Source organism: Micromonospora cathayae (assembly GCF_028993575.1).
Lineage (GTDB): Bacteria > Actinomycetota > Actinomycetes > Mycobacteriales > Micromonosporaceae > Micromonospora > Micromonospora cathayae.
Map to the genome: position 1 here is coordinate 2,440,068 of NZ_CP118615.1, position 19,752 is coordinate 2,459,819.

Sequence of the window (19,752 nt, forward strand, 5' to 3'; positions counted from 1 at the left end):
CGGAGGCACCAAAGACGTGACCGGACGGCACGGGGACGCCGGAGACGTGACCGGACAGCACGGGGGTGCCGGAGACGTGACCGGACAGTCTCCGCCGGACAGCGCGGGCACCGCCACGGCGGCGGCCGGACCGCCGGACCGGCGGATCACGGTGACGGTGGGCAGCCACCTCGGCGACCGGCGGCCGGCCGCGTTGCGCCTGTGCCGGGAGCTGATGGAGGAGGTGGGCAGCGTCGCGCACCTGGCCCGCTACCACACCGGCAGCTGCGACTTCGCCCTCGACGCGGCACAGCCGCACGGCCCCGCCGGGCCGCTCGCCGTCACCGCCGACGAGCGGCAGCTCATCGGCCGGGACGTGGTGCACGTGATGGCGGACCTGGACGAGCAGCTCCGCCCGCCGCGCACCGGCGACCTGGTCCGGCTGCTGCTGCACACCGACCGGGGCGCGCTGTTCTGCCTCTCCGTGCTGCGGGAACAGTTCCTGGTGGCGCTGGCCTGGTCGAGCGGTGCCGTCGATCCGCTGCCGACCCGGGACCCGGCGGTCCGGGCCGCCGACATGGAACTCTCCGCGCTGGCCAACCGGCTGCGCGAGTCGGTCAGCCAGCAACCCGTCAACTACGGCGGCTGGCTGGGCCCGAGCGGAACGACCCTCACCTCCGGGGTGCGGGAGCTCCGCCCGCGCTCCGGCCCGCCGGCCACCCCGGAGGATCCGGTCACCGCCGGCGTCGACCCGCCACCCCGGCCCCGGGCGGCGGACGGCCGTCCGTACCGGCCGGGTGCCGGCGACCCGCCCGGCACGCTCACCGCGACCTGCCGCCGGTACCTCGACGTCGGCGACCTGCACTACGCCGCCGTCTGCCGGGCCGGCCAGATCGAGGCGACTGCCGACGTGCTGGACGATCCCCGACTGGACCGCTTCTTCGACGACACCACCCCCGAGCGGCGACGCGCCTTCTACCACCTGCTCGGGCAGCGGATCGACGTGCACCTGCGCACCCTGGTCCGGGCCGTGCACCTGGCCCTCGGCTCACGGGTACGCCGGCTGGTGCTCGACGTCGAACAGGGCGCGCTGTACTGCTACCCGGTCGGCCTGGACCGCTACCTGCTCGGCGTCACCCTCGACCAGCACCTGGTGTGGGCGGCCGACGAGAAGGCGGCCCGACTCGCCCGTCGGCTGGGCGGGTAACCCCCGGTGCCCGGTCCGTGGCGCGGCTGGCCGTCCGTCCGGCCCGCCACCCGCCGCCGGACGCCCGTACCGGCGGAAGGCGGGCCGGCAGCACCGCTGGAAGGCGGGCCGGCAGCGCCCGTACCGGTGGCCGGCGGGTCCACCCCGGCCGGCGGGCGGCGGGCCGGGGTGGCCGAGGCGATGCTGCCGTCGCTGCGGCGGACCGCCTGGTTCGTGCTGGTCGCCGGGGCCGGCTGCCTGCTCGCCAACAGCCGGGGCTGGGACGACACCTACCGCTCGGACACCTACCTGACGCTGGCCGGCACGCTGCTCGCCGTCGGCCTGTACGCCAGCACGTACGGCATCGACCTGCGGGCGGCCCGGCGCAACGCCCGCCTGGTGGTGCTGGCGATCACCCTGGGCGTCGTGGTCAAGGCCGCATTGATCTCGGCGGTGCTGTACCTCGCCTTCCAGCAGCCGGCCTACCTGGTGCTGGGTGTCGCGGTGGCCCAGATCGACCCGGTCTCCTTCGCCGCCGCCCGGTTGCAGTCCCGGATGTCCGCGCAGGCCAAGACGATCCTGTCCGCGTGGGCGTCGTTCGACGACCCGGTCACCGTGCTGTTGACCGTGTACGCCGCCGCGCTGGTCTGGCCGCTGGTCCCCGCCGACCCCTCGGCCGCCGCCGCGCCCCCGCACACCGGGCTGGACTCGTTCGGGCTCTCCCTGGCCCAGAACCTGGCGCTGGCGGCGGTGGCCGCGCTGGTCTGGTGGGGCACCGAGCGGCTGCGCCGGTGGCTGCGGCCGGGCTGGCTGGTCACCGCCGTGCAGTTCGCGGCGCTGGCCGGGATCGCCGCCTACGCCGTCTGGCAGTTCCTGATGCTGGCGCTGGCGATCGCCGGGCTGTTCTACCGGCCGTCGTTCGGGGCCGTCCTGGACCGGCTCACCCAGGTGGCGTTCCTGGCCGCCTCGTTCCTGCTCGGGCTGGTCCTGGTCGACGGGGTACGCCTGCCCGCCGGGGTGCTGCTGGGCGTCGCGGCAGTGGCCGCGCACGCGCTGGTCGCGTCGCTGGTCGGCTGGCGGCTGCCCCGCTCGGACCGGCTGGACGTGGTGCTCGGCCAACAGAACGGGATCACCGCGGTGATCCTCGCGCTCGTCCTGGAACGGCAGTTCGTCGGCACCGTGGCGGTCGTCGCTCCGGCGATCGTCACCATCAACGTGCTGCACGCGCTGACCAACGGGGCCCGGGAGGCGTACCGGCCACCGGACCCGGGGCCGGAAGCCGACCCGCCCGTGTCGTCGACGGTGTCGTCTCCGCTCAGCCCTCGACCGGGGTGAGCGCGGTCAGCAGCTCCTGTCGTACCCGGGAACTGAAGTCGCCGAGGATGTCCTCCGCCTCGCGTTGCTGCCGGCCGGGGCCGGCGTAACCGACCAGTTCCCGGAGGCTGCGCAGCTGGTAGAGCGGCAGATACTCGTAGACCACGTCGAAGATCTGACAGATGGTGTCGAGCCGTTCCCGGGTCCGGGTGGTCAGCCCGGTGCCCGGCGGGTGCCCGAGTGACCGGTACCAGTCCACCATGGCATGCCCGAACGCCTCGATCAGCGAGGTCAGCAGGGCGGCGACCCCGGTGGCGGCGTGGATCTCCGAGGTCCGCATCCGGGCGCGTACCGCCTGCCGGGCCCCCCGCCCGCCCTCGTCCTCCTCGAACGACCGGCGGAGCAGCTCGCGCGCCGGGGTGATCAGGTCGACGGAGGTGTAGGCGGCGTCGAAGAGCGCCACCACCGGCGGCGGCAGGGTGGCGACCACCCCGAGGTGCCCACGTCGCTCGTCGCCGGTGGGGGAGAGGCCACGTTGGATCTCGTGCAGCTCCCGGTAGATGGCGGCGAGCTGCTGGTCGTTGCGGCCGCGCAGCTCCTCCAGCGAGCCGGTCAACACGGTCAGCAGGTCCTGGGTGGCCGACTGCCGCCGGTTGAGGCGGGTCAGGTGCGGTGCCACCGAGGCCAGCGGCCCGTCCGGCGGGTACCGCTCCTCCAACCGGGTCGCCAGGGTCTTGAACTCCACGGCGAACTGGTCGGTGAAGGACCGGGGATGGTACGTCAGCGGCTCCCGGCCGACGGCCTCCCAGAGCCGTTGCCGGAACCGGTTCGGTGGGGGCTCCAACGCGATCAGCAGCAGCTCGCAGTCCCGCCCGGCGCGGATCGACCGGCACCGTTGCTCGACGGCGACGATGTCGGTCTCGTCGAGCAGCGGCTCGGAGAGCAGGATCGCCAGGCCGACGTCGTGCTGACCGATCGGCACCCAGTAGTCGACCCGGCTGTCCGGGCCGGCGTCCAGGAAGTGGTCGGGTACGAAGCTGTCGTACCCGGCGCCGACCAGCACCTGACGGATCTCGGTACGGACCTGGGACGCGCTGCCGGCGTCGTAGACCTCCCGCGCGACCTGACGCACCATCGCCGACGTCACCGGGGTGTGCTGGTCGTTGGCCCGTCGCCAGAGCCGGTGGCACAGCGAGATCACCCCGCGCGGCACCCCGCTGGTCAGGTCGACCACGTGCGCCAGGGTCTCCTCGGTGAACGGGTACAGCCGGCCGCCCTGCCGGGTCAGCACGTACTCCTGGACCTCGGTGGTGGTCAGCGGGGACATCGTGATCCGCTCGGTGATCCGGTCCCGGACGTCCCGGCGCAGCGAGGTGAGCAGATCCGGCAGGCCGGCGAGGATCAGGAAGGTGTTGGAGGCGGCGAAGACCCGCAACATCTCCTTGAACGCGTCGATCGCCTCGTCGGCACGCCGGCCGGCGGCGGTGAGGAGTTGGTCCAGCTCGTCGATCACCACCACGAACGGATGGGTGCCGTGCCCGATGAGCAGCGCGAACACCCCCATCGCCTGGAGCGCGGTGGCCTCGCTGCTGGTGATCGCCTTGGTGATGCCCCGCTCGCGCAGCACCTCGGCCGGGGGACGGCCACTGAACCACTCCCAGACCGCGTCCTCGAAGCCACCCCGCAGCAGCAGGGTGAGCGCCTGGCTGAACTCGGCGTTGTCGGTGACCTCCCGGAGCCGGTCGCGTAGTTGCCGCAGGAACTCGCTCTCCATCAGCCCGAACTGTTCCACCAGCCGGACCGGGTCGATCCGGCCGGACAGCAACCGGTCGGCGACCGGGGCGGTGGCCTCCGAGGTACGCAGCTCGTCGGCGAGGATGCTGGCGTAGAGGCTGCGGACCCGTTCGAGGACGATCTCCCGGCGTTCGACGAGCTTGTCGGCGAAGGCCCGGTAGAGCGAGACGAACGTGTCCGGCGGGGCGTTGAGGTGCACCGACTGCACCGCGCCGGCCAGGCTGGTGCCGGCGTGCCGGATCAGGTACGAGGCCAGGTGGGTCTTGCCGGTGCCGTAGTCCCCGACGATCGCGAGCACCTGACCGGACGGTGTTTCCGAGCGGGCCCGGACGGCGGCGAGGTAGGCGTCCATCGCGTTGACCGCCCGCCGGACGGCGACCGTGGGGATGGTGACCGAGGTGGACCCGGCGTCCGCGATCTGGGCGACCGCGCTCGACGGGTACGGATTCACCGCACCGATCGGGTCCAGGTGGTCGAAGGCGTCCATCAGGGCTGCTCCAGCAGGATCGCGATACGGATAAAGTATTCAAGGATGTGCTGGTAGGTCACCTCGTCCGGTCGGTCACTTTTAACCCGGAGTTCCTCGTACATTCCGTAGAGTAACCGCTGAACCTCACCGATAGACACACGTTGACGGGTGGCGGTGAACTGGTCCAGCGCGGCCGGCGCCACCCGGGGCAGCACCCCCTCGGGCACCGTGCGCAGGCGTTCCTCGGCGAACCTGGAGGCGTCGTGCGTCCCGAGCCGGCTCACCGCCAGGTGCACCGCCCCGGCCTCGCCGGCCTGGTCGACGCGTTGGCGACGTTCTTCCGACAGACCGTCCGAGGTCTCGCCGACGAAGACGATCCGGCGGCGGGCGTAGTTGGCGTAGTCGACCAGTTCCTCGGTCAGGTCCGCCGACGGGGGGAGCAGCACGATCGGCACCAGCCCCGCCACCAGGCAGCCGGCCAGGTTGCGGTACACGTCATCGGGTTCCGACCGCATCTCCCGGACCAGCTCCGAGACGAGCAACCGCCGCTCGTACAGCTGGTCGACCAGCGCCGCGCAGACCCGGGCCCGGCGCTCGGCCATCGTCTGGTTGTCCCGGGCCTCCCGGGTCAGGTCGATGACCTCGCCGTGCAGCCCGACCGGGACCAGCCGCTCGCGCAGCCAGTGCGCGCACCGGTTGATCAGCGCCGTCTTGCCGCAGCTCTTGTCCCCGGTGACCACCACCAGCCGCCCGGTGTCGGCCAGGTACGACGGTTCCCCGAACTCGGCCTTGAACTGCTGGAAGGCCGTCTCGGTGTTGTCCACCGGCACGTAGAACGCGACGTGCCGGTCGTTGCGGACCGGGTTGAGCGGGGCCACTGGCCGCATCAGGCCCGGCACCGCGAACGGATTGGTGGGGATCCGCTCGGCCGGTTCGTGGGTGGAGTTCAGTACCCCGGTCACCGCGTGCCCCCCGGCGTCCGTCTCCGGAACAGCCCCGGATCCTGTACCGCCCCTGCCACCTGCTCCACCTCCGCATCCAGCCGACCCAGGGCCACCCGGGTCGTCATCGTCCAGGCGGGCCGCTGCGCCGCGGGCTCGACCGTCCACCGGGCCGCCATCGGCGACCCGAAAGGTTCCTGGTCCAGGCGCTCGCTCAGCTCGCGCGGCAGCAGCCAGCGTGGCTGCTCGGCCGCCACCGCGTTCAGCCGGGCCGCCAGCTCCAACCTCCGGTCCTGTGCCTCGTCGTCGCGGGGAACGATCCCCGGTCGGGGCTGCTCCAGGTCACGCAACAGCCGGTCCACCGCGAGCCGGTAGGCGCGGGCCGCGGTCCGCAGCTCGTCCGCCGTGGTCCGGCGGATGCCCGCGGTGGCCGACCGGCGGCCGAACCAGGCGGCCAGCGCCGCGCCGGCCACCGCCAGGACCAGCGAGGGCAGGAAGGAGGCCCAGGGGGACGAGCTGCCGCCGCCGGCCGGCAACTGCCCGGCCCGGACCAGCACCCGGCAGGTCCGGGCGAAGTCGGCCTGGCGGCTGGTGCGCCACTGCTCGGCACCGCCCCCGCCACCCGGCCAGGTCAACCGGTCGGTGGTCGACTCCGGCCCGACGACCCGCAGCACCCGGGCGGCCTGCACCAACTCGGCCCGACGGGTATCGGCCAGACACCAGACGGCGGTGGCGTCGTCGTCCACCGACCCGGACCGGTTCTGGCGGTACGCCAACCCGCCGGCCACCAGGAGAATCAGCACCAGGCCCACGGCCCCGGCGAGGGCCCGTCGCCCGATGACGGATGGCAGCCGCATAGCAGCTGACTGTAGTGAAAGTTGTCCACGCCCGGGTACCGCCGGCCGGGGCGGACCTGAGGCCGAACCGGGGGTGCCGGGTCGGCCTCAGGTCCATCGGGGACGGTGGTCCGGGGCGGGTCAGGCCGGGGTGTCGTCCCGCTGGGCCGCGCGCGGCGGCTGCGACCAGGGTGACTCGCCCGCGGTCCGCCGGGGCAGCGGCTCGGTCGGGGTGTCGTCCGGGTAGCCGAGGCTCAGCGGGGCCGTGTCCCGGTCACCCGGGCCGCCCGACGGGAAGTCGGTCAACGCGTAGGTGGGCTCCTCCGGAGCCGGTTCCGGGGCCGGGGGCACCGGCCTCGGCCAGCGCCGCCACCGCTGCCCGCTGAACACCGCCATCAGCAGCGCGACGCCGATCAGGAACAGCGTGCCGTTGCGCACCGGCAGCATCAGGGGCAGCGGGTCGCCGAACACCTTCCAGCCCTCCGGCACCCGGTCGCGCACCTCGAACGGCACGACGAACATGGCGACGTACGGGGTGACCAGCAGCAGACCGGCCACCAGTGGGCCGAGGGGCGAGACGCGCAGCATGCCGACCAGCCCGAGCAGCAGGCCGGCGACACCGAGGTAGACCGCAGGCTCGATCAGGTTGGCCGTGTTGAACGTACCCAGCTCCACCCAGCGGTCGATGGTGCGGCCCGATCCGTCCTGACCGAGGGTGACCAGCACCCACGTGACCGGCGCCACCACCAGCCCGGCGAGGAAGCTCCAGAGATGTCGCATCCGCGCACCGTACCGTTTCCGCCATGACCGAGCACCCCTCCACCGCGCCGGCCGGCAAGCCGACCTCCTACTCCCGGGTCACCCTGAGCCGGATCATGACCGCCGTCGACGTCAACCTGTACGGGACCGTGCACGGAGGGGTACTGATGAAGTTCGTCGACGACGTCGCCGGGGCGGCGGCGGCCCGGCACAGCGGCGGCACCGCCGTCACCGCTGCCATCGACGAGATCGTCTTCTCCGAGCCGGTCCGGGTGGGTGATCTCGTACACGCCCACGCCCAGGTCAACTGGACCGGCCACAGCTCGATGGAGGTGGGCGTACGGGTGGTCGCCGAACGCTGGGACCAGGCGGGGGCCGAACCGGTGCCGGTCGCCACCGCGTACCTGGTCTTCGTCGCGGTCGACGCCGACGGCGGGCCGCGTGCGGTGCGCCCGGTGCTGCCGGCCACCCCGGAGGACCAGCGCCGGTTCCGGGAGGCCGAGATCCGCCGCGCCCACCGGCTGGCCCGCCGCCGCGCCATCCAGGCCCACCGGGAGAGCTGACGCGCCCTTGCCGGCCCGCCGCAGGAGCCCACGCGCCACCCGGGCCCGCCGCGGGAGCCGACCGGCACACCCTGGCCGCCGGTTTGTGTGGGCCGGGCACACGTCGGTGCGGGCGACGGGTGGTCAGAATGACGGATCGGGGTACGGCAAGATGGCGTCACGGCCCATGCACAGCGTCGTGGCGGGCCGCAGGGGAGGGATGGAACCGTGGGTGACGTGCTCTGGACGCCGCCGGTGGACGTGCTCCAGCGGTCCCGGATCGGGGAGTACCTGCGCTGGTTGCGGGTCCGCCGGGGGTTGGAGTTCCGTAACTACGACGAGCTGTGGCGCTGGTCGGTGACCGACCTGCCCGCCTTCTGGGGCTCGGTCTGGGACTTCTTCGAGGTGGTCGCGCACACCCCGCCCACCGGGGTGCTGGCCGACGCCACCATGCCGGGGGCGCGCTGGTTCCCCGGGGCCACCCTCAACTACGCCGAGAACGTGCTGCGGATGCCCGGCCTCGCCGACGACGACCCGGTGGTGCTCGCGTACGGGCAGACCCGTGCGCCGCAGACGCTGACCGCCGCCCAGTTGCGCGAGCAGGTCCGTCGGGTGGCGGCCGGGCTGCGCCGGCTCGGCGTCGGCAGCGGCGACCGGGTGGCCGCGTACGCGCCGAACATCCCCGAGACGTTCGTGCTGCTGCTCGCCACCACCAGCCTCGGCGCGATCTTCTCCTCCTGCGCCCCGGAGTTCGGCACCCGCAGCGTCACCGACCGCTGGCAGCAGATCGAGCCGACCGTGCTGGTCGCCGTGGACGGCTACCGGTACGGCGACAAGGCGGTGGACCGGCGCGCCGAGGTGGCCGCGATCCGGGCCGCCCTGCCGTCGCTGCGGCACACCGTGACGATCCCGTACCTCGACCCGGCCGGCGGCCTTCCGGACGGGGCGCCGGCCGCGTCCGAGGGGACGATCGGCTGGGCCGACCTGGCCGCCGACACCGACGAGCCGCTGACCTTCACCCCGGTGCCGTTCGACCACCCGCTGTACGTGCTCTACTCCTCCGGCACCACCGGCCTGCCCAAGCCGATCGTGCACGGGCACGGCGGCATCCTGCTCGAACACCTGAAGATGCTCGCCCTGCACCACGACCTCGGCCCCGGCGACCGGTTCTTCTGGTTCACCACCACCGGCTGGATGATGTGGAACTTCCTGGTCTCCGGGCCGGCGGTCGGTGCGGCGATCGTGCTGTTCGACGGCAACCCGGGCCATCCCGACCTGGGCGCGCTGTGGCGGCTGGCGCAGGACAGCGGCACCACCTACTTCGGCACGTCCGCGCCGTTCCTGCTGGCCTGCCGCAAGGCCGGCCTGGTGCCGAAGGACGTCGCCGACCTGTCCGCGCTGCGCGGGCTCGGCTCGACCGGTGCGCCGCTGCCCGCCGAGGGCTTCACCTGGGTGTACGGGAACGTCAGCGACACCCTCCAGCTCCAGTCGCTGTCCGGCGGTACGGACGTGTGCACCGGTTTCGTCGGCGGCGTGCCCACCCTGCCGGTGTACGCCGGGGAGATCGCCTGCCGGGCGCTGGGCGCGAAGGTGGAGGCCCGCTCGGCCGACGGCAGCCCGGTCGTCGGTGAACTGGGCGAACTGGTGATCACCGCGCCGATGCCGAGCATGCCGGTGGGCTTCTGGAACGACCCGGACGGCAGCCGCTACCGGGAGGCGTACTTCGACCTGTACCCGGGCGTGTGGCGGCACGGCGACTGGATCACGATCAACGAGCGCGGTGGTTGCGTGATCACCGGCCGTTCCGACGCCACCCTCAACCGGGGCGGGGTCCGGCTCGGCACCGCCGAGTTCTACTCGGTGGTCGAGGGCATGGACGAGGTCGTCGACTCGGTGGTGGTGCACCTGGAGGACGACGAGGGCGGCGCGGGTGAGCTGCTGCTGTTCGTGGTGCTCGCCGAGGGCCTGGAGCTGGACGACGACCTGCGGAAGAAGATCGCCCGGGAGTTGCGGACCGCGCTGTCGCCCCGGCACGTGCCCGACGAGATCCACCAGGTGCGCGCGGTGCCGCGTACCCTCTCGGCGAAGAAGCTGGAGGTGCCGGTGAAGAAGATCCTCACCGGGGTGCCGGTGGAGTCGGCGGCGGCGACCGGCGCGCTGGCCAACCCGGAGTCGTTGACCGCCTTCACCACCTACGCCCAACGCCGCGCCACGGCCGGGGACAGCACCGTCGACTGACCCGGTGCCCCGCCCACCGGGCCGCCGGCTGTCGGCGCGGTGGGCGGTTCCGCCGGTACCGTGCTGTCCCGGTCGGCGCGATCCCGCGATCTCGCCGAACCGGCGGCACGGGCCGGGGCCCGACCCGGCCGCGCCGTGACGTCAGGTCAGGGCGCGGGTGGCCTTCTCGGCCGCCAGGCGGGACTCGACCCGGGCCGGGTCCAGGTTGCCGCAGAGCACGATGCTCGCGCCCACGCTCAGCGGGGCGAGCAGCCAGTCCACCGGGTCCGGGTGGCGGGCCGCGTCGACCAGCACGCGGTCGCCGCCGGCCAGGCCGAGTTCCCGGGCGCGCCCGGCCGCGTGCGGCACCAGCTCGGCACCCCCACCGGCGTACGGGCTGAAGTGGTCGCCGTGCCCGCGTACCTCGATCACGTAGTCGGCCCAGCCGGCGGGCAGCTCGCGCAGCGGGGCGGCGAACGGGGCGAGTGCCAGCGCGTAGCGTTCCCCGGCGGCCCAGGCGTCCGCCTCGCCCACCCGGTCGGCGGCGGCGAACAGCGCGTCCACCGGCCCCGGCGTGCCGGCCAGCGCCTCCACCGGCCCCGGCGCGCCGGCCACGGTCACTCCGGCCGACCAGCAGCCGAGCAGCACGGCGGCGGTCTGCCAGTGCGGCGGGAGCAACACGCCGACGGTACCGCCCGGACCGGTCGCGACGTCGTCGACGAGCAGGTTGGCGGTCTTCGCCACCCAGTTCGCCAGGGTCGCCCCGGACAGCTCCGTCCGCTCGCCGGTGGCGTCGTCGTACCAGGTCAGCAGGGGTCGGGTCGGGTCGGGCGCGATCGCGGCGGCGAACACCCGGGCAACGTCGTCGGCCATCGGGCGAACGATACGCCTTCGTCGTGCGTGCTCGATGACGGCTCGAAGACGGCGTACCGTCGGGTCGCAGTCACCGCGGGGCCCGGCTCTCGGCGTAGGCTTGCACCGAGTGTTGTTCCCCACATTCCGCCAGGCTTGAGGAGTTGCCCCGTGACCGCCGGTCGCCCGCCCCGCGTGCTCATCGACGCCACCAGCGTCCCCGCCGACCGTGGGGGCGTCGGTAGATATGTCGATGGCCTGCTCGGCGCGCTGGGCAAGGTCACCGGCTCGGGAGTGGACCTCGCCGTGGTGAGCCTCCGCACCGACCAGGAGCGGTACGCCCGGATGCTGCCCGGCGCCGAGGTGATCCCGGCCCCGGCCGCGGTGGCCCACCGGCCGGCCCGGCTGGCCTGGGAGCAGACCGGCCTGCCGCTGCTGGCCCAGCAGGTCGGCGCGCAGGTGCTGCACTCGCCCTTCTACACCTGCCCGCTACGGGCCGGCTGCCCGGTCACGGTGACCGTGCACGACGCGACGTTCTTCACCGAGCCGGAGCACTACGACAAGTCCCGCCGCACGTTCTTCCGCAGCGCCATCAAGACCTCGCTGCGCCGGGCCAGCCGGGTCATCGTGCCCAGCAAGGCCACCCGGGACGAGCTGATCCGCCTCCTGGACGCCGACCCGACCCGGATCGACGTGGCGTACCACGGCGTCGACCACTCGGCCTTCCACGCCCCCGGCGACGAGGAGAAGGCCCGGGTCCGGGCCCGGTTGGGGCTGGCCGACAGCAGCTACATCGCCTTCCTCGGGGCCAAGGAGCCGCGCAAGAACGTACCCAACCTGATCCGGGGCTGGGCGCGGGCGGTGGCCGACCGGCCCAACCCGCCGGCCCTGGTGGTGGCCGGTGGCCAGGGCCACGACGACGACATCGACCGCGCCGTCGCCGACGTCCCGTCCCACCTGCGGCTGCTGCGCCCCGGGTATCTGCGCTACGCCGACCTGCCCGGCTTCCTCGGTGGCGCGCTGGTCGCCGCCTACCCGTCGTACGGCGAGGGGTTCGGCCTGCCGATCCTGGAGGCGATGGCCTGCGCGGCCCCGGTGCTCACCACGCCCCGGCTGTCCCTGCCCGAGGTGGGCGGCGACGCGGTCGCCTACACCAGCGAGGACCCGGACCAGATCGCCACCGACCTGGCCGCCCTGCTGGACGACGAGTCCCGCCGGCTGGCGCTGGCCAAGGCCGGCTTCGACCGGGCCAAGGAGTTCACCTGGGAGTCCAGCGCCGAGGTGCACATCGCGGCCTGGACCCGGGCCCGCGCCTGACCGCTGTCCGTGTCCGGGTCGCGGTCCGGTGCGGCCCGGTCGCGGTCCCGGTGCGGCAAAGCGTACCGACCGTGGTGGTTCGGGCATGATGTGCTGATGCTGTACGCCGTCATTCCGGCAGGTGGCAGCGGCACAAGGTTGTGGCCGCTGTCCCGCGCCGGGCACCCCAAGTTCCTCCATCCGCTCACCGGTTCCACCCGGTCGCTGTTGCAGGCCACCGTGGACCGGCTCGCGCCGCTGACCACCCCCGAGCGGACCCTGGTGGTCACCGGGGCGGCGCACGTCGCGGCGGTGGCCCGGCAACTCGCCGGACTCCCGGAGGAGAACATCCTGGTGGAGCCGTCGCCCCGGGACTCCTGCGCGGCGATCGCCCTCGCCGCCGCGGTGATCGCCGAGCGCGACCCGGAGGCGGTGATGGGGTCGTTCGCGGCCGACCACCTGATCGGTGCGCCGGACCGCTGGGCGGAGACGGTCCGTGAGGCGGTCCGGGGCGCGGAGCGCGGCCTGCTGATGACGGTCGGCATCACCCCCACCCGGGCCGAGACCGGCTACGGCTACCTGGAGACCGGCGACCCGGTCGACGGCGGTCCGCTGCGCCCGGTCGCCGAGTTCAAGGAGAAGCCGGAGGCCCCGGTCGCCGAGGCGTACCTGCGCTCCGGCCGGCACCTCTGGAACGCCAGCATGTTCGTCTGGCGGGTGGACGTCTTCCTCGCCGAACTGGCCCGGCAGCAGCCGGCCCTGCACGCCGGGGTCACCGCCATCGCCGCGGCCTGGGGCACCCCGGAACAGGACGACGTGCTCGGCACGGTCTGGCCGACCCTGCCGAAGATCTCCGTCGACTACGCGGTGATGGAGGGCGCGGCCACCGCCGGCCGGGTCGCCACCGTGCCCGGCGACTTCGGCTGGAACGACGTCGGTGACTTCCACACCCTCGGCGAGGTGCTCCCCGCCGACGAGCGGGGCAACGTGGTGCTCGGCGGCGACGGCAAGCCCGGCGTGCTGCTGCACGACAGCGCCGACCTGGTGGTGGTCGCCCAGTCCGGCCGGCTCGTCGCCACCCTCGGCGTCCGGGACCTGATCGTGGTGGACACCCCGGACGCGGTGCTGGTCTGCCCCCGTGACCGCGCCCAGGACGTCAAGAAGCTGGTCGACGAACTCAAGGAGCGGGGCGAAGAAGGCCTCGTCTGAGGGTCGCCAGGCCCGGCGCGACGAGCTGGTCCACCCCGCCGAGTCGGGGCGTGGGCAGCCCGTCCGCCGGGAACCAGCCCAGCGCGTCGGACTCGGCGCTGACCCGTTCCACCGCGCCGGCCGGGGCGAGCACCACGAACCGCACGTCGTGGTGGAACGAACCGCCCTGGCAGGGAACCGGGTGGATGTCCAGGTCGATCGGGACCGGGTCGATGCGCAGCCCGGCGATGCCGGACTCCTCGGTCGCCTCGCGCAGCGCCGCCCCGACCAGGCTCCGGTCGGTCAGCTCGCAGTGCCCGCCGAGCTGCACCCACTGCTTGAACTTGCCGTGCAGGCAGAGCAGCAGCCGGTCCCCGTCGGCGTCGACGATCAGCACGCTGGCGGTGAGGTGGCCGGGTCGGTGCTCCCGGGTCATCGCCACCGGGCCGGCGGCGAGCAACGCCAGGGTCCGCTCGCGCGCCGCGGCGGCGGCAGGGCTGGTCGGCGTCCACCCGGTCAGCACGGCCGTCGCGTCGGCGTGCAGGTCAACGAGGGTCTCGGTGATCGGAACGGTGTCGGGCACCCGCACACTCTACGAGCATCCGGTCTCTACCCTGGCCCCCGTGACCCTACGCCCGCTGGAGTTCGTCGTCGGCTGCAACGAGGCCAGCGACCTGCTGCCCGTACGCTCCACCGCGCTGCTGCGCCACCACCGGGCCCGCCGGGGCTTCTGGACCGTACTGGACGAGGGGCCGGTGGAGCAGTGCCTGGCGCTGCTGCTGGAACGCGAGGACGGCGAGTGGATCGCCGAGCACGTCGACGCGGACGCCGGCGTGGAGAACGGCCGGACCGAGGACGGCGAGGCCCTCGCGTACCACGACGGCTGGGTGTACGTCCTCGGCTCGCACTTCGGTTCCAAGGGTGGCCCGCTGCGCCCGCGTCGCGCGTTCGTCGCCCGGTTCCGGGAGGACGACGCCGCCGGGCCCGGCCCGCTGCCGGTACGGGTGGTCCGCAACTCGTTCCGGCTGCACCGGGTGCTCAACGACGCGCTGGCCGCCGCCACGTTCCCCACCCTGCCGCCGGGAGACCTGGTCCGGGCCCGGTTCATCTCAGAGACGGTGGCCCGGGGCACCTCCCGGGCCAAACGCTGGGTCCGCCGGCTCACCGAGACCGACCTGCCGTTGAACGTCGAGGGGGCCGCGTTCACCCCGTCCGGGTCGCTGCTGCTCGGGCTGCGGTTCCCGGTCACCACCGACGGCGAGCCGATCCTGGTGGAGGTGACCGGGGTGCCGGAGATGTTCGCCGAACCACCGGCCTGGCCCCGGGCGGTACGGACGTACGCGCTGACCGGGGTGACCCCGCCCGGCACGCTCACCGGGTTCCGTGCGGTCGCCGCCACCGACGACGGCGGCTTCACCGCGATCATCGGCTCCATCGACGCGCTCGGCAAGGGTTCGGTACTGCTCGACGAGTATCCGCACGGCGGCGAGGTGACGTCCCGGCACGTCCGGTTCCGCCTGCCGGCCGGGCCGGAGGAGCAGTTGGTCCCCGGTGAGCTGGTCGCCGACCTGGCGCCGTTCCACCACGTCGAGGGGGTGGCCGAGGTGGACGGTCGGCGGTTCTACGTCACCGACGAGGACCACCGGGTCGTGCTCTGGCTGGACGACTGACGAACGTCCCACGCTCGGCTGGACGACTGAGGAGCGGGTCGTTGTCCGGCCGGACGACCGGGAAGCGAGCGCGCGCTGGCTGGACGACTGATGGGCCGGCTCCACAGCGGTGGGCCGGCCGGGCGACAATCCCCTGCGGACGTGGCCGGCCGCAGACCCTCGTGCTGTCGCCCGGCCGATGTGACCAGCATGCCGAACGACCCATCCGGCGTCGATGCTTTTCAGCTCAGCCTTAAAGGTGGAGATAACTGCCGGTACAGTGCAAGCGGTTGCCGGGTACCGCTGTCCCACGTCACGGGAGCGCTCTCCATGTTGACAATCCACTTCTCCCGCGAGGACGTCCTGCGGACCCGGGTGGCACCCGCGCCGGACCCGCTCTGGGAACTGGTCCTCAGCCTGCACCTGTTGCAGGAACGCGGTCCGGACCCGCTGATCGGCGGCTGGCGGCGTACCGTCGCCGGTCGACTGCGCCGGGAACGGGAATCCGACCGGCTGCGGCTGCTGCTCACCCTGATCCCGCCGCGCGGCTACTTCCCCGACTTCCTCACCCCGTACCAGAGCGTGGACGGGTTCGAGGCCGGGCTGGACGCCGTCCGGGCCACCCCCCGTACCGTGCTCCAACGGGACCTGACCACGCTGGCCGGCGGTCGGGAACTGCCCGCGCCGGCCGCCGCGCTGGCCCGGGGCGAACCCGAGGCGCTGCACCACCTCACCGACTCGCTCGAGCGGTACCGGTCGCTGGCGTTGGGGCCGTACTGGCGTCGGATCCAGGCCGCGGTGGAGGCGGACCGGACCCGCCGGGCCCGGGCCATGCTGGACGGCGGCGCGGAGGGACTGCTGGAGAGCCTGCGCCCGGCGATGCGCTGGGGGTCCGGCGTGCTGGAGATCCCCGACTATCCGACCAGCCGGGAGCTGCACCTCGACGGGCGCGGGCTGTTGCTGGTGCCGTCGTTCTTCTGTGCCCGTACGCCGGTCGCCCTGTTCGACCCGACGCTGCCACCGGTGCTGGTCTACCCGGTGGACCGGCTCGGCGCGCTGGTCCCGGCCGGTGCCCCGGCGGCGGACGAGGACAGCCGCAAAGCCGTCGCCGCGCTGCTCGGTCGGACCCGGGCGGCGGTGCTGGCGGCCAGCGACGACGGCCTGACCACCGGCGAGGTGGCCCGCCGCCTGGAGATCTCGGCGGCGGCGGTCAGCCAGCACACCTCGGTCCTGCGCAACGCCGGGCTGCTGGTCAGCCACCGGGACCGCAACACCGTGCTGCACACCCTGACCCCGCTCGGTCGGGCCGTCCTCGACGGCTGAACCGCTACCCTCCGCCCCGGCCCGGACCACCCTGTGCCGTCCCGGCCCGGATCGCGCCGGCCCGGCCCGCCGGGGCGGGAACCTGCCGGGGCGGTTGACCGGTCAGACCGCCAGGGCGGCGCTGGCGGTGCTGCCTGCCGGGGGCGGCAGCAGCACCGAGGCGACCCCGTGGGCGGCCAGCGCGCTCCGCAGCCGCTGCATGTCCGCCCCGAAGCGCACCAGGTCGGGCGGGCTGACCGGGGTGGGTGCCCCGCCGAGGATCAGCCCGGTCGCGGTCGGCGGCCAGTCCGGCACCACGGCGACCATCGTCGCGCGGGCCTCCTCGTCGGTGACCAGCGTGAAGACCGTGCCGGGCGCGACCGCACCGGCCACCGCGTCGATCGCCCGGCGAACCACCGCCGGGTCGGCCGGCTCCGGGCCGGGCCCGTCGGCCAGGGTGGCGGCGGCGAGCATCCCGGCGGCCCTCGCCTCGGCGGTACCCAGCGAGAAGAGATCCTGGGCGGCGTCCCGGACCAGCACCGCCGCGCCCGGCCCGTCATCCGCGCCCGCCCCGGTCAGGTAGCCCCGGACCACGGCCACCGGCACCTGGTCGCACTTGCCCTTGATCAGTTCACCCGCGCCGGCCAGCTCGTCGACCACCGCCATCTGGGTGAGGTGCAGCTCGTTGCCGTACGGGTCGATCTCGCCCCGGTGGTCGCGGATCGCCGGCAGCCCGGCCACGCCGAGCGCCACGTCGGTCAGGCCGTTGCGCCACGGCCGGCCCATGGTGTCGCTGACGATCACCGCGACGTCCACGTCGTACCGGTCGCGCAGGGCGGCGCGCAACGCCCGCGCCGAGGCGTCCGGGTCCACGGGGAGCAGCACCAGCCGGGTCTTCTCCACGTTGGAGGCGTCGATGCCGGCGGCGGCCATCACGAACCCGTGGTGGGTCTGCACGATCCGGGTCGCGCCCCGGGTGGCGACCACCCGGGCCGTCTCGGCGGCCAGCACCTCGTCCCGGGCGGCGATCCGTTCCGGCCCGTCCGCCGGCACGTCGACCAGCCGGCCCTCCGCCTTCGACACGATCTTGCTGGTCACCACCAGCACGTCGCCGTCGCGCAGCCACGGTGCGGCGGTCGCGATCAGCGCCGCCAGGTCGTCGCCGGCGGCCACGTCACCGATACCGAGTACCGGCAGGATCTCCAACCTCATGCCAACTCCGCCAGCTCCACGGCGGCGCGGACCATACCGGCCGTCGCCACCTCGTCGGTCATCCACAACGGCACCGCCCGGACCGACACGTCCGGCACGGTCACCCCCTCGTCCTCCGGCGCGACCAGCCAGCCGTCCAGCAGGCCGCCGGAGCGCCGCCCGCCGTAGAGGCGCCCCACCCCCTCGGCGCTGCACGCCACCCCGAGCACCGCCAGGCACCGGTCGGCCATGCCGCGTACCGGGGCCCCGCCGATGATCGGGGAGACCCCGACCACCCGGGCCGGGGAGCCGGCCACCGCCTCGCGCAGACCGGGCACGGCCAGCACCGGCGCGATGCTCACCACCGGGTTGCTCGGCGCGACCAGCACCAGGTCGGCCGTGCCGAGCGCCTCGACCACGCCGGGAGCCGGCTTCGCGGCGTCCGCGCCGACGAAGACGAAGCGGTCGGTGGGCACGTCGGCCCGGTACCGGATCCACCACTCCTGGAAGTGGATCGCCCGCTGGCCGCCGTCCAGGTCGACCACCGCGTGCGTCTCGAGCCGGTCGTCGGTCGCCGGCAGCAGCCGTACGCCGGGCTGCCAGCGGGTCGCCAGCGCCTCGGTGACCGCGGAGAGCGGGTACCCGCCGGTGATCATGCTGGTCCGGACCAGGTGGGTGGCGACGTCCCGGTCGCCGAGACCGAACCAGGTCGGCTCCGCCCCGTACGCGGCGAGTTCGGTCTTCACCGTCCAGGTCTCGTCGAACCGCCCCCAGCCGCGTTCCGGATCAGCGCCACCACCGAGCGTGTACATGACGCTGTCCAGATCCGGGCAGATCTTCAGCCCGTGCAGGTAGAGATCGTCGCCGACGTTCACCACGGCGGTCACCTCGGCACCCACCTCCCGGGCGTACGCCCGGACGCCGAGCAGGAACCGGGCGCCCCCGATGCCGCCGGCCAGAACCACGATCCGCATGCCGACCATCCTCGCCTACGCGGCGTCAACGTTCCGGCGTGGCCCGGGGAGACTAGGCTCACGTCGCACCTGTCCGACATCGCCCGAAGAGAGGGAGCCCCTTGACCAGCCCCGCCGAGCCCGCGTCGCCCCCCGACGCACCGCAGGCCACCCAGCACACCAAGCCGCTCCGGGAACTCGTCGCCCTCGTGCTCCTCGGCGCGACCGCGGTACTGCTCTTCGTGAGCCTGATCCGGTTCCTGGTGCCGATGTCGGACTACAGCACCTTCACCACCCGGGCGCTGAACGCGGCCGGTGGGTTCGTCAGCGTCGAGACGATCGTTCTGCCCCTGCTGGCGTTCCTGCTCGCCACGCACGTCCAGCCGGTGCTGCCGAAGGCCAAGCTGATCACCCAGGTCGCCCTGGTCGAGTACGCGGTGAGCCTGGCCCTCGGGGTGCTCGCGTTCCTGGTCGGCCTGGTCGGCATGCTCGCCGAGGGCAACATCGGCGACGCCTTCCTCTTCCTGCTCGCCTCGGTCGCCTGGCTGGCGGTGCTCGGGGTGGCCGCGTTGGTCGTGTACAAGGTCTGGAAGGCCATGTACCACGTCCCCAAGCCCAAGCCGCAGCCCGGCGTCTACGGCCAGCCCCAGCAGCCCGGTTGGCCCCAGCAGCAGCCTTACCCCGGGTACCCGGGGCAGCCCGGTCAGCCGCAGTCCGGCCCGTACGGCCAGCAGCCCGGCTACCCGGCCGCCCCGTACGGCCAGCCGACTCCGCAGTCCGCCCCGCCGTACGGCCAGCCGGCTGCCCCGTCCGCCCCGCCGTTCGGGAGCGCGCCCCAGTCCGCGCCGCCGTTCGGGACCGCCCCGCAGTCCGCGCCGCCGTTCGGTCAGTCGGCTCCGCAGTCCGCGCCGCCGTTCGGCGCCGCGCCGTCGAGCCCGTACGGCCAGCCGGGAACCGGGTCGACGCCGTCGTTCGGCGCGCCGACGCCGCCCGCCCCGCCGTTCGGTGGCATTCCGTCCGCCCCGCCGTTCGGTCAGCCGCCCTCGGCCGACCCGACCCAGGCGATCCCGCGTCAGTCCACCGACTCCACCCCGGCGGCCGCCGCCGGTGACGAGGGGGACCGCACCCAGGTCGTCGCCGGTGGCGATGGCGACCGCACCCAGGTCGTCCCGCGCGACGACGACGAAGGCCGGACCCAGCACATCAACCCGTCCGACCCGCGCTGACCAGCCCCTCCCGCCCCCACCCGGTCGCTGCGGATCCGTCACACCGGAAGCGAGCGGA

17 protein-coding genes are annotated in these 19,752 nt (G+C 73.9%); 9 read left to right on the plus strand and 8 right to left on the minus strand.

Annotated elements, in window-relative coordinates; genetic code table 11:
- The first annotated feature begins 76 nt into the window (after positions 1-76).
- Both PVK37_RS11265 and PVK37_RS11270 read left to right on the plus strand, forming a co-directional pair.
- Entirely contained in the window at positions 77-1,186 is a 1,110-nt protein-coding gene (locus tag PVK37_RS11265; protein ID WP_275033801.1) for a hypothetical protein, read from the plus strand.
- A gap of 126 nt (positions 1,187-1,312) precedes the next feature.
- Positions 1,313-2,500: a cation:proton antiporter gene (locus PVK37_RS11270; protein ID WP_275033802.1), complete on the plus strand. Its 1,188-nt coding sequence runs from the start codon at positions 1,313-1,315 to the stop codon at positions 2,498-2,500.
- On the opposite strand, the gene PVK37_RS11275 is transcribed toward PVK37_RS11270, so the two are convergent.
- From PVK37_RS11275 to PVK37_RS11290, 4 genes are all read right to left on the minus strand, one after another.
- Entirely contained in the window at positions 2,481-4,760 is a 2,280-nt protein-coding gene (locus PVK37_RS11275) for a BREX system ATP-binding domain-containing protein (RefSeq protein ID WP_275033803.1), read from the minus strand. The two genes, PVK37_RS11270 and PVK37_RS11275, sit on opposite strands and share 20 nt — an antisense overlap.
- Positions 4,760-5,704: a hypothetical protein gene (locus PVK37_RS11280; protein ID WP_275033804.1), complete on the minus strand. Its 945-nt coding sequence runs from the start codon at positions 5,702-5,704 to the stop codon at positions 4,760-4,762. Before PVK37_RS11280 ends, PVK37_RS11275 begins: the two co-directional genes overlap by 1 nt.
- Positions 5,701-6,540, minus strand: coding sequence for a hypothetical protein (locus PVK37_RS11285; protein ID WP_275033805.1), 840 nt, complete (start codon positions 6,538-6,540; stop codon positions 5,701-5,703). The genes PVK37_RS11280 and PVK37_RS11285 overlap by 4 nt, the downstream gene beginning before the upstream one ends.
- Positions 6,541-6,660: 120 nt before the next feature.
- Positions 6,661-7,299: a hypothetical protein gene (locus tag PVK37_RS11290; RefSeq protein ID WP_275033806.1), complete on the minus strand. Its 639-nt coding sequence runs from the start codon at positions 7,297-7,299 to the stop codon at positions 6,661-6,663.
- Positions 7,300-7,322: 23 nt separating this feature from the next.
- Between PVK37_RS11290 and PVK37_RS11295 the strand changes: the two genes are divergently transcribed.
- Together PVK37_RS11295 and PVK37_RS11300 are read left to right on the plus strand one after the other, a co-directional pair.
- The gene (locus PVK37_RS11295) at positions 7,323-7,841 is read left to right on the plus strand and encodes an acyl-CoA thioesterase (RefSeq protein WP_275033807.1); all 519 of its coding nucleotides are present in this window, start codon (positions 7,323-7,325) and stop codon (positions 7,839-7,841) included.
- 207 nt (positions 7,842-8,048) lie between these two features.
- The gene (locus tag PVK37_RS11300) at positions 8,049-10,058 is read left to right on the plus strand and encodes an acetoacetate--CoA ligase (RefSeq protein ID WP_275033808.1); all 2,010 of its coding nucleotides are present in this window, start codon (positions 8,049-8,051) and stop codon (positions 10,056-10,058) included.
- A 141-nt stretch (positions 10,059-10,199) separates the two neighbouring features.
- On the opposite strand, the gene PVK37_RS11305 is transcribed toward PVK37_RS11300, so the two are convergent.
- Positions 10,200-10,910 (minus strand): TIGR03089 family protein, encoded by a 711-nt coding sequence (locus tag PVK37_RS11305; protein WP_275033809.1) that lies wholly within the window; start codon positions 10,908-10,910, stop codon positions 10,200-10,202.
- 150 nt (positions 10,911-11,060) lie between these two features.
- On the opposite strand from PVK37_RS11305, the gene PVK37_RS11310 reads away from it, so the two are divergent.
- Together PVK37_RS11310 and PVK37_RS11315 are read left to right on the plus strand one after the other, a co-directional pair.
- The gene (locus PVK37_RS11310) at positions 11,061-12,206 is read left to right on the plus strand and encodes a glycosyltransferase family 4 protein (protein WP_275033810.1); all 1,146 of its coding nucleotides are present in this window, start codon (positions 11,061-11,063) and stop codon (positions 12,204-12,206) included.
- Positions 12,207-12,302: 96 nt separating this feature from the next.
- Positions 12,303-13,394: a mannose-1-phosphate guanylyltransferase gene (locus PVK37_RS11315; RefSeq protein ID WP_275033811.1), complete on the plus strand. Its 1,092-nt coding sequence runs from the start codon at positions 12,303-12,305 to the stop codon at positions 13,392-13,394.
- On the opposite strand, the gene PVK37_RS11320 is transcribed toward PVK37_RS11315, so the two are convergent.
- Positions 13,363-13,956, minus strand: a complete 594-nt coding sequence (locus PVK37_RS11320) for an NUDIX hydrolase (protein ID WP_275033812.1) — start codon at positions 13,954-13,956, stop codon at positions 13,363-13,365. The two genes, PVK37_RS11315 and PVK37_RS11320, sit on opposite strands and share 32 nt — an antisense overlap.
- 40 nt (positions 13,957-13,996) lie before the next feature.
- On the opposite strand from PVK37_RS11320, the gene PVK37_RS11325 reads away from it, so the two are divergent.
- Both PVK37_RS11325 and PVK37_RS11330 read left to right on the plus strand, forming a co-directional pair.
- The gene (locus PVK37_RS11325) at positions 13,997-15,043 is read left to right on the plus strand and encodes a hypothetical protein (protein WP_275033813.1); all 1,047 of its coding nucleotides are present in this window, start codon (positions 13,997-13,999) and stop codon (positions 15,041-15,043) included.
- A gap of 309 nt (positions 15,044-15,352) precedes the next feature.
- The gene (locus tag PVK37_RS11330; protein WP_275033814.1) at positions 15,353-16,345 is read left to right on the plus strand and encodes a helix-turn-helix domain-containing protein; all 993 of its coding nucleotides are present in this window, start codon (positions 15,353-15,355) and stop codon (positions 16,343-16,345) included.
- A gap of 102 nt (positions 16,346-16,447) precedes the next feature.
- Here PVK37_RS11330 and PVK37_RS11335 read toward each other — a convergent pair whose 3' ends face one another.
- Both PVK37_RS11335 and cofD read right to left on the minus strand, forming a co-directional pair.
- Complete coding sequence (locus tag PVK37_RS11335; RefSeq protein WP_275033815.1) at positions 16,448-17,536, minus strand: coenzyme F420-0:L-glutamate ligase; 1,089 nt, start codon at positions 17,534-17,536, stop codon at positions 16,448-16,450.
- On the minus strand, positions 17,533-18,489 hold the full coding sequence (cofD, locus tag PVK37_RS11340) for a 2-phospho-L-lactate transferase (RefSeq protein ID WP_275033816.1): 957 nt from the start codon (positions 18,487-18,489) through the stop codon (positions 17,533-17,535). The genes PVK37_RS11335 and cofD overlap by 4 nt, the downstream gene beginning before the upstream one ends.
- A 101-nt stretch (positions 18,490-18,590) precedes the next feature.
- Here cofD and PVK37_RS11345 point away from each other — a divergent pair, with 101 nt between their 5' ends.
- Positions 18,591-19,694: a hypothetical protein gene (locus PVK37_RS11345; protein ID WP_275033817.1), complete on the plus strand. Its 1,104-nt coding sequence runs from the start codon at positions 18,591-18,593 to the stop codon at positions 19,692-19,694.
- Positions 19,695-19,752: the final 58 nt, after the last annotated feature.

Bases quoted from the DNA above. Each gene is read 5' to 3' on its own strand.
- PVK37_RS11295 (WP_275033807.1), top strand. From the start codon at position 7,323: ATGACCGAGCACCCCTCCACCGCGCCGGCCGGCAAGCCGACCTCCTAC.
- PVK37_RS11305 (WP_275033809.1), bottom strand. From the start codon at position 10,910: ATGGCCGACGACGTTGCCCGGGTGTTCGCCGCCGCGATCGCGCCCGAC.
- PVK37_RS11285 (WP_275033805.1), bottom strand. From the start codon at position 6,540: ATGCGGCTGCCATCCGTCATCGGGCGACGGGCCCTCGCCGGGGCCGTG.
- PVK37_RS11335 (WP_275033815.1), bottom strand. From the start codon at position 17,536: ATGAGGTTGGAGATCCTGCCGGTACTCGGTATCGGTGACGTGGCCGCC.
- cofD (WP_275033816.1), bottom strand. From the start codon at position 18,489: ATGCGGATCGTGGTTCTGGCCGGCGGCATCGGGGGCGCCCGGTTCCTG.
- PVK37_RS11315 (WP_275033811.1), top strand. From the start codon at position 12,303: ATGCTGTACGCCGTCATTCCGGCAGGTGGCAGCGGCACAAGGTTGTGG.
- PVK37_RS11275 (WP_275033803.1), bottom strand. From the start codon at position 4,760: ATGGACGCCTTCGACCACCTGGACCCGATCGGTGCGGTGAATCCGTAC.
- PVK37_RS11330 (WP_275033814.1), top strand. From the start codon at position 15,353: ATGTTGACAATCCACTTCTCCCGCGAGGACGTCCTGCGGACCCGGGTG.
- PVK37_RS11290 (WP_275033806.1), bottom strand. From the start codon at position 7,299: ATGCGACATCTCTGGAGCTTCCTCGCCGGGCTGGTGGTGGCGCCGGTC.